The sequence below is a fragment of the Latilactobacillus sakei subsp. sakei DSM 20017 = JCM 1157 genome, assembly GCF_002370355.1.
In the GTDB taxonomy this organism is placed as follows: domain Bacteria; phylum Bacillota; class Bacilli; order Lactobacillales; family Lactobacillaceae; genus Latilactobacillus; species Latilactobacillus sakei.
In genome coordinates, this window is the sequence record NZ_AP017929.1 from 1902810 (window position 1) to 1916177 (window position 13368).

The 13368-nt window shown below is 40.9% G+C and carries 11 protein-coding genes; 1 reads left to right on the forward strand and 10 read right to left on the reverse strand.

What is annotated here, in order from left to right; translation table 11 throughout:
• Positions 1–17: 17 nt before the first annotated feature.
• The 8 genes from LEUCM_RS09590 to LEUCM_RS09625 form a co-directional block, all read right to left on the reverse strand.
• Entirely contained in the window at positions 18–1151 is a 1134-nt protein-coding gene (locus LEUCM_RS09590; RefSeq protein WP_016264728.1) for a PDZ domain-containing protein, read from the reverse strand.
• 193 nt (positions 1152–1344) lie between these two features.
• Positions 1345–2232 (reverse strand): permease-like cell division protein FtsX, encoded by an 888-nt coding sequence (gene ftsX, locus LEUCM_RS09595; protein WP_025016326.1) that lies wholly within the window; start codon positions 2230–2232, stop codon positions 1345–1347.
• Positions 2222–2908, reverse strand: coding sequence for a cell division ATP-binding protein FtsE (gene ftsE / locus LEUCM_RS09600; RefSeq protein WP_025016327.1), 687 nt, complete (start codon positions 2906–2908; stop codon positions 2222–2224). Before ftsE ends, ftsX begins: the two co-directional genes overlap by 11 nt.
• 130 nt (positions 2909–3038) lie before the next feature.
• Positions 3039–4155, reverse strand: a protein-coding gene (gene prfB / locus LEUCM_RS09605; protein WP_099049013.1) for a peptide chain release factor 2 whose coding sequence is annotated in 2 segments (ribosomal slippage) — positions 3039–4082 and positions 4084–4155 — 1116 coding nt in all. Because the reading frame shifts where the segments join, the coding sequence is not laid out codon by codon here.
• Between the two features lie 69 nt (positions 4156–4224).
• Positions 4225–6588 carry a preprotein translocase subunit SecA gene (gene secA / locus LEUCM_RS09610; RefSeq protein WP_011374203.1) on the reverse strand — a complete coding sequence of 788 codons (2364 nt, stop codon included), beginning with the start codon at positions 6586–6588 and terminating at the stop codon, positions 4225–4227.
• Between the two features lie 248 nt (positions 6589–6836).
• The gene (gene hpf / locus LEUCM_RS09615) at positions 6837–7382 is read right to left on the reverse strand and encodes a ribosome hibernation-promoting factor, HPF/YfiA family (protein ID WP_011374202.1); all 546 of its coding nucleotides are present in this window, start codon (positions 7380–7382) and stop codon (positions 6837–6839) included.
• Between the two features lie 126 nt (positions 7383–7508).
• Positions 7509–7937, reverse strand: a complete 429-nt coding sequence (locus LEUCM_RS09880) for a ComF family protein (protein WP_151384770.1) — start codon at positions 7935–7937, stop codon at positions 7509–7511.
• Between the two features lie 242 nt (positions 7938–8179).
• Positions 8180–9517: an ATP-dependent helicase ComFA gene (locus LEUCM_RS09625; RefSeq protein WP_052039239.1), complete on the reverse strand. Its 1338-nt coding sequence runs from the start codon at positions 9515–9517 to the stop codon at positions 8180–8182.
• A gap of 61 nt (positions 9518–9578) precedes the next feature.
• Between LEUCM_RS09625 and LEUCM_RS09630 the strand changes: the two genes are divergently transcribed.
• Complete coding sequence (locus LEUCM_RS09630; RefSeq protein ID WP_025016329.1) at positions 9579–10244, forward strand: YigZ family protein; 666 nt, start codon at positions 9579–9581, stop codon at positions 10242–10244.
• A gap of 26 nt (positions 10245–10270) precedes the next feature.
• Here LEUCM_RS09630 and LEUCM_RS09635 read toward each other — a convergent pair whose 3' ends face one another.
• Together LEUCM_RS09635 and rny are read right to left on the reverse strand one after the other, a co-directional pair.
• Positions 10271–11359, reverse strand: a complete 1089-nt coding sequence (locus tag LEUCM_RS09635) for a glycosyltransferase family 4 protein (RefSeq protein WP_025016330.1) — start codon at positions 11357–11359, stop codon at positions 10271–10273.
• Positions 11360–11514: 155 nt separating this feature from the next.
• Positions 11515–13080, reverse strand: coding sequence for a ribonuclease Y (gene rny / locus LEUCM_RS09640; protein WP_025016331.1), 1566 nt, complete (start codon positions 13078–13080; stop codon positions 11515–11517).
• Positions 13081–13368: the final 288 nt, after the last annotated feature.

Below are 13368 nucleotides of genomic sequence, written 5' to 3' on the forward strand. Positions count from 1 at the left end.
ATGTCATCCTTCTCTAATTAATTCTCTGGAAATAAAATAACACCTAATTCGTGGGGTGCATCGGCAAAAACTGCACTTTCCGTAATGCGATATTCACCCTGAAGATCTTGAACTTTCAAATGACAATAAGTCGAATGGCTTTGAATCGCTTGATAGAAATTTTCATTGTTTGAAATTGCTTGACCATTACATTCCACAATCACGTCCCCAGCTTCTAACCCCATTTTAGCAGCTGGTGTTTGTTCGAGAACCCCCAAAATACGAATACCCGCATACGGTTTTGTAAAATGTTGCTTATTTGCCCGGCTTTGTCGTCTCAATCGCCATTGTAAGATAAAACAGATAATCAACGCAACACTTAATGTGCTTAATATGATGCTTGGGAATATAAAGCTAACGATACCGGCAACCACAATCACACCACCAAACGTGATTTGCGTTCGCAAATCACGCGTCACTAACGCTGACATCAATTCTTTAATCGCTTTAACTGAAAAGCCGAGAATCAACGGTAAGATGACGATGTTAAATGATTGCTGACCAATATGTAGGACTGGCCAAAAGCCCCAATCAGGTAACTGATTAGTGCCTGGTACTAAAAAGAAAACGGGTGCTAAGTAGATTTGACGGCTCGTAAACATCGCTGTCATCCGCCCCCGACTGCTAGTGATGACGTGTGGTGTCACCACCTTAGTGGCATCCCACTTTTGTAAAAAGCCAGTTAGGATTGTAATTAAGCCTGCTACAATTAACAGTTCTGCTAGCAAACTGTTACCCGCTAGAATTTGATATTGTGGCCAAATCATTGCACTGATTAAATACAATAAAGCACTTAATAGTATTAAGACGTTACCCGCAAAACCAATTGGCATCAAAAATAAGGCTACTACCGCGACAATTTGGTAGACTAACCACCAATTTAAATTAATTGTGACGCCTAACAACAAGGTACAACAACTGAGCGCTAAACCCGCTAATAACCCGTGCCACCAAAATAGTTTCAACTCTGGCCACTTAGGATTAACGGCAATTCTAAACGTCTGTCGTTCATGTTTGATACGATGTAGCGCTAACCAAAAAGCAAACACAATCGCCACCCATAACAATGGTGTCGTGAAAAAGGTAAGCAACATATTAACGAACATCTCCATTAAATAAACCCTCCAACCTATTCAATCCCGCCAACCTGAAAACGATGCCAATCGCATCTGTCGAACAGACCGCCGAACTTTCCCCATAAGTATAGCATTTTGCCCCGTTAACTGCCTAGCCCTTAAAAACGCTAAAAAAGGAACCCCAGCTAAAAAGCTGAGATTCCTTTTTGTAAATCAGTATGATTACTTGTTAGATTTTTAAGAAACGACGCATTGAAACGACTGATCCCAAGGCCCCGATAACAATCCCTAAAATAGCCATTGTTAAATCGAGTTGGAATAAGAACATGCCTGGTCGTAAGAGTGAGTAACCGGCAGAAGCCATGTTGAGGGCCATATGATTATAAACCCAAACATAACCAAAATCGATCACGATAACCGGAACAATTACCCCCAACAATCCGGTCCAAGCCCCTTCAAAGAGGAATGGCCAGCGAATATAGGCATTAGTTGCCCCAACTAAACGCATAATCCCGATTTCGTCACGCCGTGATAAAATCGTAATCCGAATCGTATTTGAGATTAAGAAGACAGCTACGAATAAGAGTAACGCTGCAAAACCTAAGCCCCATTTGCGGATATTCTTCATCACGCTAAAGAGTTTCTTAGCATTATTACCACCATAAGTAGCGTCGTAAACGTGCGCTAATTTCTTAGCCTTTTTAGCGACCCCAATCGTTTTATTGGGATTCGTTGTGCTGACCATATAAACATCATAAAGTGGATTATCGTCGCCGGTAAACATCTTGAATGATTGGCCGTAACTACCAACCACCTTATTCAATTCTTTTTTCCGACTTGAATAAGTGACTTTTTTGACGGACGCCATTTTTTTAAGTTTCTTTTCTAACTGGTTTTTCTGGTCCTTGGTCGTACCACGTTCAACCATTACCCGGACGTGCACGTCATTTTCGATATCATTTGAAATTTTATTAAAATTAAAAATCATCGCAAAAACAACGCCGACCAATAGTAATGTGACTGTAACAGCACTAACAGCAGCGACTGACATCCAGCCATTACGCTTTAAACTCTTAAAACTATCATTTAAATGGCGCTTCAACGTTCTAATCTTCATAGCCATACTCACCTTCTTTTTCATCCCGGACTAAACGACCATCTTCAATCGCTAAGACACGATGCGTCCGTTCGTTAACCATTTGTCTGTTATGAGTCGCCATTAAAACAATTGTTTCTTTATTGTTGATGGCTTCTAAAATATCCATAATGCCTTCTGACGTTTCTGGATCTAAGTTCCCAGTTGGTTCATCAGCAATTAAGACTTCTGGATAGTTGACAATTGCCCGTGCAACAGCAACTCGTTGTTGTTCCCCACCAGATAATTCGTTAGGGAAGCGATCATTTTTGGCTTTTAGACCCACTAATTCAAGCACTTCAAGTACTCGTTTTTGGATGACTTCGGGTTCAGCTTCAATGACTTCCATTGCGTAAGCGACATTTTCAAAAACTGTCAACCGTGGCAATAATTTGAAATCTTGGAAAACCACACCGACTTTACGGCGTAAATAAGGGACTTCCCGATCTTTCATGTTCACTAAATCAAAACCAGCCACTTCAATTTCACCACTGGTGGCCTTTAATTGATGATATAACATCTTAATAAATGTTGATTTACCAGCACCACTTGGCCCAACAATATAGGCAAATTCGCCAGCATCAATCGTTACGGATAAATTCTTGATTGCTGTGACACCATTTGGATATTCTTTGGACACATTCGTCATTCGAATCACTGAGGTAACACTCCTTTTTAATTGTTCATCATGTAATCTACAAAAAACACTAGTCGTATCTTATTATAGCATGCCGTCTTACTTATTCGGCATCAAAATTAGTAAACTCTAACGAATCCCTCTGCCAAGCTTAATTCGGATTTTTTTGGCTCAATTGCCATTGTAAGTACGCATACATAAAGGGATCTAAATCACCGTCCATGACGGCTTGACCGTTACCTGTTTCGTAATTAGTCCGGTGATCTTTAACCATCGTATAGGGGTGGAAAACATACGATCTAATTTGTGAACCCCAGCCAATTTCGAGTTGTTCACCCTTGATAGCGGCTGCTTTTTTGGCCTGTTCTTCTTGTTCTTTTTGATATAACTTGGCTTTCAACATGTTCATCGCAGTTTCTCTATTTTGCAACTGTGATCGTTGTGCTTGCGAACTGACGACAATCCCCGTTGGTAAATGGGTTAAGCGGACGGCTGAAGAGGTTTTATTGATATGTTGGCCACCAGCCCCACTGGAACGGAAAACGTCAACCCGCAAGTCTTCTGTGCGCACTTCGATATCAATTGATCCGTCTAATTCAGGCATCACATCGACCGAACAAAATGATGTATGGCGCCGACCGGCTGAATCAAATGGTGAAATACGAACTAAGCGATGGACCCCTTTTTCAGAGCGCAATAATCCGTAGGCATTATGGCCCTTGATCATCAAAGTGACACTCTTAATGCCGGCTTCTTCACCGGCTTGATAGTCCTCTGTTTCTACGGTAAAACCGTGCGCATCTGCCCAACGTAGATACATCCGTAATAACATCGCACCCCAGTCTTGAGATTCTGTTCCGCCAGCACCAGGATGTAATTCGACAATTGCGTTATTGCTGTCGTATTCACCTGATAATAATTGCCCCAATTCATATTGGCGCATCTGACTTTGAATCTGCTCTAAGTCGGCTTCAAAGCTCGCCTGTAGCTCGTCATCAGGTTCTTCTTGTAATAACTCTAAAGTGACACTCAATTCCTCAAACTGCGCCTGTAATTGGTTAAAAGAATCATACTTTTCCTTTAACACATTATTTTGATCAATTAATTGTTGCGCTGATTGTTGGTCATTCCAAAAATCAGGATCGCCCATCTGTGCTTCATTTTGTGCGATGCTTTCTTGAAGGCCTTCTAAGTCAAAGAGACCCCCTGAACTGCGTTATTTTACTCTCAATTTCGTTTAATAAATGTCTTGCTTCACTTAATTCCATTTGATTAACCTCTTTTTGATTTCATGCCATTAAAAAATGGCTAAGTCAATTGCCTCAGCCATTCGTTAATTAGCGTCGAATATTTTGACGAATTTCCGCCTTCATGAAGAGTCGAGTTGTATCGTAATCGATATCACTAATCATTTCTTCAAACATTCTGTAGCCTTCTTCTTGATATTCAACCAATGGATTCATTTGACCGTAGCCCCGTAATCCGATTGAATTTCTAAGTTGATCCATTGCGTCGATGTGGTCTGTCCAACGTTCATCAACAACACGGAGAATAACAACTTTTTCAAATTCAAGCATTTGATTTTCATCAGATAATTGTTTTTGTTTTGTTGCATAATTCTTTTCTGCAAAAGTCATCAATAATGCTTCGATTTCTTCAGCTGACTTGCCTTGTAACTTCTCAAGTGTTAATTGTTCTTCACTAACCATTGAAGTCGTTGCAAAATCATGAATTGCTTCAAGGTTCCAATCTGCTGTATCACCTTGTGTGTGCAATTGAACGATTCGTTTAACCGTTCTTGAAATCATTGGCATAATCACTTCTTTTAAGTTGTCTTCTGCCATAATGACTTGCATCCGTTGTTTATAAATGACTTCACGTTGTTCACGCATGACATCATCGTATTGAAGGGTTTGTTTACGTGTATCATAGTTATTCCCTTCAACCCGTTTTTGTGCGGCTTCAACTTGGCGCGTAATCATCTTACTTTGGATGACAGCATCGTCGTCTGAAATCTTCATCCGATCTAGGAATGCTTTGATTCGTTCTGAACCAAAACGTTTCATCAAGTCGTCTTCCAATGACATATAGAATTGTGTTTCACCAGGATCACCTTGACGACCAGCACGGCCTCGAAGTTGGTTATCAATCCGTCGTGATTCATGACGTTCAGTACCGATAACAGCTAAACCGCCTAAATCTGTGACACCAGGTCCTAATTTAATATCAGTCCCACGACCAGCCATATTAGTAGCGATTGTAACAGCGCCCCGTTGGCCAGCATTCATGATGATTTCAGCTTCTTTGAAATGGTTTTTCGCATTCAAGACAGCATGTGGCACATTATTTTCGTCTAATAAACGTGATAGTAATTCTGATGATTCAACCGCAACCGTCCCAACTAATGTTGGTTGGCCTTTTTCGTAACGTGATTTGATGTCCTTCACAACGGCGTGGAATTTACTTTCAAGCGTTGGGTATAACACATCTGATTTATCGTTACGTGCGATTGGGCGGTTAGTTGGAATTGAGATAACTTCCATATTGTAAATTTCACGGAATTCTTCTTCTTCGGTTTTAGCCGTCCCAGTCATCCCTGAAAGTTTGTTATACATTCTGAAATAATTTTGATACGTAATGTTGGCCATTGTTTTGGTTTCATCTTGGATTTCAACGCCTTCTTTGGCTTCAATCGCTTGATGTAAGCCATCTGAATAACGACGACCATCCATCACACGTCCAGTGAATTGATCAACGATCAAGACTTCACCATCTTGAACCACATAATCGATATCCTTCAACATGATGAAATTAGCACGCAATGATTCATCCAAATGATGCGTCAAAGCTGTATTTTCAATGTCATATAAGTTATCTAGACCAAAATTAGCTTCAGCTTTGCCAATACCGGCTTCTGTTAAACTAATTGTTTTTGTAGGCCAATCGATTTTATAATCTGCATCTTCTTTTAAGGTTTTCACAAAGCGGTCCGCACGGATATAAAGTGCCGTTGATTTTTCTGCTTGTCCAGAAATAATCAAAGGTGTCCGGGCTTCATCAATTAAGATTGAATCCACTTCATCGACAATTGCAAAGTTCAATGGACGTTGTACCATTTCTTCTTTGTAAACAACCATGTTATCACGTAAGTAATCAAAGCCAAGTTCACTATTAGTTGAGTACGTAATATCAGAGTTGTAAGCATCGCGTTTTTCTTCAGGGGTCTTCGCGTTTAGGTTCAAACCAACTGAAAGCCCTAACCAGTTATACAATTCACCCATTTCAGTCGCATCACGACTTGAAAGGTATTCATTGACGGTAACAACATGAACCCCTTGACCCGCAAGCGCGTTCAAATAAACGGGCATTGTGGCGGTTAACGTTTTACCTTCACCAGTTTTCATTTCAGCGATATTACCTTCGTGTAATGTAATCCCACCAATAATTTGAACCCGGAATGGGAATAAACCAAGCACACGTTTAGCGCCTTCTCGAGCGACCGCGAATGCTTCAGGTAAAATATCGTCTAATGTTTCGCCATTTGCTAATCTTGTTTTAAATTCAGGTGTCTTAGCTTGTAACGCTTCGTCAGATAAATTACTGTATTCATCTTCATAAGATTGTACTTTATCGGCAATTTTGCCCATTCGTCCAACTTCACGTTTATCGCTTTCTACCCATGATTTTAGAAAATTTGCCATGTATTATAATTCTCCTCTGAAAATTCTGATCACTATGATTTTAATTAAATTTTAGAATTACTGGACCACTAACATCTTATTCTAACATTTATTACAGTCAATTAAAACCTGATGCTTAAACAAATACATGCGATTAGGCATAAAATTAACCCTATTACCTATAGTCTTATTCTGAAAATAAATAAAGGGCTCGAAACAAACACTATTTTGTTTGTCTCGAGCCCTTCACGATGTTTATTTAAAATTTTTTATTCATCTGTTTCGATCAAACCATAACGACCATCTTGGCGTTTGTAAACAATGCTTGTGCCATTTGTTTCTGAATCTTCAAAGATAAAGAATTCATGACCTAACATGTTCATTTGTAAGATGGCTTCTTCGCTATCCATTGGTTTTAATGAAACACGTTTAGTTCTAACAACTTGCATTGGTTCTTCTGGTAAAGTTTCTTCAGAAGAAACCACTAATTCAACACCCTTGATACCACGTTCACGTGATTTACGATTAATTTTTGTTTTATATTTACGAATTTGACGTTCTAGTTTATCAGTTACCAGATCAACACTACCGTACATGTCTGGTGATGTTTCTTCGGCTCTAAGAACCAAGTAAGGGAGCGGAATAGTCACTTCGACCTTCGCTGTTTTATCAGGATAGACTTTCAAGTTAACGTGTGCAGTTGCTGTAGCTGATTCATCAAAATATTTTTCGAGTTTGCTGATTTTCTTCTCAACATAACTCCGAATTGCTTCTGTGACTTCAATATTTTCTCCACGGACATTAAAACTTAGCATATGATTTCTCCCCTTTCACAAATAACCCCATTGGTTATTTGTCACCCAATAATTGATAGATTATTGGGGCTTTGTTACTAAGTTCATTATATATAAATTGCGGCCAATAGACAAATAAAACGATTACTATCTGGCTAAAGTAATCGCATTAATTGTAGCTTGGGGATAATTAGCACGCAGACATTGTTGTGCATGCCACACCGTTCGGCCCGTCGTATAAATATCATCCAAGATTATTATCGATTGCGGCTTATGCGGTAATTTTTGCGGTACCAATTCAAAAAATTGCGGACTTGCAAGACGTTCTGCACGATTTTTTTGTGCTTGACCCTTCTCTGTCGGCCGCTTTTTCAATAACGATGTTAACGGAAAACAAGTTTCGAATAAGCCTTGGACTGGATTAAAGCCCCGTTCTTGTTGATGTTGCTCATCAGATGGAATAGGCACGTAAGTTACATTGGATTTTACTGGAAACCGAGTTCGAATGTCGCGTTCGAATAATAGCCGTAATTGATAGTCTCCTTGGCCCTTATAACGTTGAAAATATAACTGCATCGCTCGGTTATAAGTAAACAGCGCCTGAGTTTTAAGATGCTGCTGAGGATAACGTTGTCGCCACTGCTGACAATCAGGGCACAAAATACCCGTTAGCAGCGGTCGACTACAGTCCGAACACCGATGACCACTAATGCGTTCAAACTGCTGTAAACAGACTTGGCAGATATGCGGATTAAGTAGTGGTTTTAATTGCAAAAGTTGCTTGATACTTGGCTTTTCGATAATTAAATTGTGGCACATTAAACAGTTGATTGTAATCGCCGTCCCCTCTGATTTTGGGCCTTAATTTGCCGACAAGCGCCTTTGATCGCCCGCGTATAGTCTTGATAATAAAAATGAACCGGATTTTGGGCGTAATCTTTATGCCGTCCCGCTCGCCCGGCAATCTGGACCAAAACGGCTTCGTTAAACACCATGTGTTCCGCGCCTAAGACCAAAACTGCAACGTTTTTAAACGTAACGCCCCGTTCTAAAATGGTGGTCGTCACCATTAGCTGAATTTGTTGTGCTCTAAACGCCGTAATCTTTTTGATCTGATCCGGATCGTTAGCATGCAATGTTTCAATCCTGACCGCCGGCAATAAGGTTGATAACCGATTGGCAACTGGTTGCAATAACCGCACTTGCGGCACGAATAACAAAATCTGTTGTGTTTTTAAACAAGTCTGGCAATCCCGCTCAAGTCGTTTAGGTAACCGACCTTTTTTTAATTGGGCCCGCCAATTAAAAGCGACGTGCCTATGTGGTTCTGGTAATAGATGACCATGAAAGCGGAGCGGTAATTCGCTAACCGTCATTTGTTTAGCAGCAATTGCCCGTTTAATAGCGGGGGTCGGAGTCGCCGTTAAATATAATAAAGCACATTGGGGCTTGCAGGCTTGTTCAACTGCCGTGACTAAAACGGGATTATCAACAAAAGGAAAAGCATCGACTTCATCGACAATCACAGTGTCAAAGGCGTGATAAAACTTCAGCAACTGATGCGTCGTGCAAATCACTAACTGCGTATAGCGATAGGGCTCAGTTTGCTCACCGTGCATCAACATGATACTAGCCGTTGCAAAGGCAGCTTGCAGGCGCGGATAAAGTTCCAAGCAAACGGCGACTCTAGGCGCTGCCAGACATACCCGCTGACCCTTTTGAAGCGCAACTAAAATTCCTTGAAAAAGCATCTCGGTCTTCCCTGCGCCGGTCACGGCCGTTAATACGTGCCGTTTTTGTGTTTGAACCACCTCAACCACCGCTTGGGCAGCTTGTTCCTGATGCGGTGTTAATTGCCCCTCCCACGTCAACTTTGGTATGTTATTTTCGAATAAATGACACTCCGGTACCGTGTATAACCAATCGCCCTCTACCAAACGACCAAATAACAAACATTGCGCGCAATAATGGCGCCCATCTGGTAAGCAGGTTTGCGGCGGCACCACTTGCTGACAACGTTGGCAGACTAGGCGATGCTTGACCCGTAAAAACGCAGGTCGCCGCTTAATCTGTGGTAAACTATAGTTATTATTTTGCGTATCGGCTAACTGGGCCGCCGTAAACTGGCGACCACAGGCAATTACTTGTTGTCCCATTTGATTTGCTCCTTTAGAACTAACATACGCAATCGGAATTTATTTTTTTGAGGTGACCTCCATGGAAAGTTATTTAACCGTTCAAGCAGACGGGCAGTTTGAACTTGAAATTAAAAAGTCCCGTTTTATTTGTCAAATCGCTCGGGTTAGCGATGAAGCCGCTGCCCAAGACTTCATCGACCAAGTTCGTAAAACACATACGAAAGCTAATCATAATTGTTTCGCCTATCAACTGGGACAACCTGCTAATATTCAAAAGCAAAGCGATGATGGTGAACCTAGCGGCACTGCAGGTGTGCCAATTCTTGAAGTCTTGCGTCAAATGCAACTTACAAACCTCTGTGTTGTCGTTACTCGGTATTTTGGTGGAACTAAGCTAGGCACTGGCGGTTTAATTCGTGCTTATAGCCACGCGACTTCCGCTGCTCTCGAGCATCTCGGTATCGTTCAAGGAATCGAACAAACTGCCTGTCATTTAACCATTGATTATGCACAGTTTGACTCCCTTCAAAATCGCTTAGCACAACTGGATTTGATTGCTCAGGATATTCAATACACAACCAATATCCAACTAACGGTCTGGCTCCCCACCGAAGAAGTCCCTGCCTTTGAGGCCCAAATGACGGAATTGCTCAATGGTCAGCTCACCTTAGGGCTTGGACAACAACAATTTAACGAAGTCCCCATCAGCGCGCAAGCGATTCACGACTTGCGTTATCAAAAATAACCATCAAAAAAAGGATTAGCCAGTGGCTAATCCTTTTCTTCGTCTTTAGGTTTTAATAATCGTTTTAGTAAGTGTAATAGTGGTTGGTGATTCTCGCCAACTAACCCAATTGATTCAACAAACAATTCTAGGCCAATCAAGACCGCGATTGTTAAGGCTAAGCTCCCCCACAATGTTGATAATGGGTATAGTAACGAAATGAGTGAGAAAACCAACGCTAAACCGTAAATAACCAATACCGTTTGCCGGTGTGATAATCCTAATTGCATCAAGCGGTGATGTAAATGATGTTTATCCGCTTGTGAAATTGGTTTGCGGTTTAAGATCCGCCGTAACATTGCGTAAACCGTATCCGTAATTGGGACCCCTAAAATAATAACTGGAATCAATAATGTAATGAAGGTTACGTTTTTCAACCCCTTCAAGGATAGGACCGCAATCATGAAACCTATAAACAAGGCCCCCGTATCCCCTAAGAAAATCTTGGCGGGATGGAAATTATGCGGCAAGAAGCCGATTAACGCAGCCCCTAAGCAGAAAATCATAATTGAAACACTCACATTGGTAATCGATAGGAAGAAATAGGCAATTACACCCATCGTGAATAGCGCGATGATTGAGACCCCGGTCGCTAAACCGTCTAAGCCATCAATTAAGTTCACCGCATTGGTAATCGCTAAGATCCAAAAAATTGTAATTGGAAAACTTAACCATCCTAATTTGAAAGTCCCAACAAGCGGAATTGTTAGGATATTCATCCGCACACCCGCTAAGAAGTAAATCACTAAGGCAGCGATTAAAATCCCTAACATTTTTTCTTTAGGGCTTAATTCTTTGATATCATCAATCATCCCGGTGATGATGATAATACATTCTGCTAAAAAGATGCTAAATAGTTCGTGCGTCGGAAACTGTCCGCGCAATAGAATAAAAGTGCCTACATTAAAGGCAATAAAAATCGCCAAACCACCCATTGAGGGCATTGCTTTCTTATTCACTCGGCGAGCATTGGGTTTATCAACCGCGCCTAAGACAAAAGCTAAGCGTCTAACGAGCGGTGTAATTGCGGCCGAAACGAGCATGGTCGCAAACAACCCAACGATGATTCTAAACATGGGCATCATTTGATTCGCCTACTTTCTCTAACATTCACTTTATTATACAAATCCCAGCTCATAAACACAACTAGGACTTGATTTCTTAATGAAATTCAAAAAAAGAGGGTGCGACAAATTTAATTGCCCACCCCCAAGAATATACTCACTAAAAATTACTTAGCATATTCAACTGTTCTTGTTTCTCGGATAACTGTGACCTTAATGTGCCCAGGATATTCGAGTTGATCTTCAATCTGGTTTTTAACATCACGTGCTAAGACAGTTGCTTGATCATCTGTGACTTGTTCTGGTTTAACAATCACGCGGACTTCTCGGCCGGCTTGGATTGCAAAACTATGATCAACACCTTTGAAACTATTCGTAATACTTTCAAGTTTCTCAAGACGATGAATATAGTTTTCAAGTGATTCAGAACGCGCCCCTGGACGAGCAGCTGAAATTGCATCAGATGCAGCTACTAAGACTGAAATGATTGATGTTGCTTCAATATCGCCATGATGTGAGCCAATTGCGTTAATGACCGTTGCCGGTTCCTTATAACGCGTTGCAAGTTCAACACCAATTTCAACGTGTGAGCCATCAACTTCATGATCCAGTGCTTTACCGATATCATGTAATAAGCCAGCACGTTTGGCGAGTGTGACATCTTCGCCTAATTCAGCAGCTAAAATCCCCGTTAATTTAGCAACCTCAATTGAGTGATTCAAGACGTTTTGACCATAACTTGTTCTGAAGTGTAAACGACCTAGAATCTTAATGAGGTCTGGATGCATGGTATGAATCCAGACATCAAAAATGGCTTGTTCACCGATTTGGCGAATTTGTTCATCCATTTCCTTACGTGATTTATCGACCATTTCTTCAATGCGAGCCGGATGAATCCGACCATCTTGAATTAACTTCTCTAAGGTCATCCGTGCGATTTCACGTCTAATTGGATCGAAACCACTTAGAACAACTGCTTCTGGTGTATCATCGATGATTAAGTCGATCCCAGTTAACGTTTCAAGTGTTCGAATATTCCGACCTTCGCGACCGATAATTCGGCCCTTCATATCGTCATTAGGAAGCGTCACAACAGTCACTGTTGTTTCGGCAACCATATCTGCTGCACTACGTTGAATTGCTTCAGCAACTAATGTTTTAGCTGTCCGATCAGCATGTTCCTTAGCAGATTCTTCGCTTTCCTTAATTAAAACAGCACGTTCGTGATCCAAGTTCCGTTTTGTTTCGTCCAAAATGATCTTTTGCGCATCATCATGAGAAAGTTCAGCAATCTCTTGTAACTTCGTCCGTTGTTGTTCAACTAACGTTTCGACTTCTGCTTGCTTTTCCTTTAATTGTTGCGCTTGCTCAGCCAAACGACTTTCGTGTTCTTCCAGTGTCCGTTCTTTTTTATCGAGCGTCGCATCTTTCCGATCCATCGTTTCTTCACGCTGTATTAAGCGATTCTCTTGTTTTTGAACTTCACCACGTCGATCCTTCAATTCATTTTCAATTTCAGAGCGATATTGATGATTTTCATCCTTTGCTTCCAAAAGAATTTCTTTTTTACGCGTTGCCGCTTCTTTTTCAGCTAATTCGATTATTCCCTTAGCAGTCTTATTTGCACCATCAATTTCACGTTCGTGGGCCTTCTTTTGCAAAATTGCACCAACGGCAAAACCGACGATTAACATGATGACTGCGGTAAGGATTAATAGCAAATCTAAGTTCATTTTTTCACCTCCGCATCATCAAAAATTTTAAATTGCAATCACATTGCAAATTTTTAAAGATGTTATTATGTTTAATTTTTCAACACATAGTTATTTTATAGTTTAGTAAACCGCCTGTCAACTTAAAGTATCAGCATTGCAACCGTTTACCGGAGCGATTGCTATCCGTTTATTCGGTTAATCCGTCTCTTCTTGCATTAAGTTCTTAGATATAATTAATCACCCTACTGTTGAATCGCGAATATGGGCTGGCTTCTCAGCAATCCCATTCGGTAGTAGACCCTATAA

Coding starts and splice junctions, on each gene's coding strand:
- LEUCM_RS09590 (WP_016264728.1), bottom strand. CDS start 1,151: ATGGAGATGTTCGTTAATATGTTGCTTACCTTTTTCACGACACCATTG.
- ftsX (WP_025016326.1), bottom strand. CDS start 2,232: ATGAAGATTAGAACGTTGAAGCGCCATTTAAATGATAGTTTTAAGAGT.
- secA (WP_011374203.1), bottom strand. CDS start 6,588: ATGGCAAATTTTCTAAAATCATGGGTAGAAAGCGATAAACGTGAAGTT.
- hpf (WP_011374202.1), bottom strand. CDS start 7,382: ATGCTAAGTTTTAATGTCCGTGGAGAAAATATTGAAGTCACAGAAGCA.
- LEUCM_RS09880 (WP_151384770.1), bottom strand. CDS start 7,937: ATGCAGTTATATTTTCAACGTTATAAGGGCCAAGGAGACTATCAATTA.
- LEUCM_RS09625 (WP_052039239.1), bottom strand. CDS start 9,517: ATGGGACAACAAGTAATTGCCTGTGGTCGCCAGTTTACGGCGGCCCAG.
- LEUCM_RS09630 (WP_025016329.1), top strand. CDS start 9,579: ATGGAAAGTTATTTAACCGTTCAAGCAGACGGGCAGTTTGAACTTGAA.
- LEUCM_RS09635 (WP_025016330.1), bottom strand. CDS start 11,359: ATGTTTAGAATCATCGTTGGGTTGTTTGCGACCATGCTCGTTTCGGCC.
- rny (WP_025016331.1), bottom strand. CDS start 13,080: ATGAACTTAGATTTGCTATTAATCCTTACCGCAGTCATCATGTTAATC.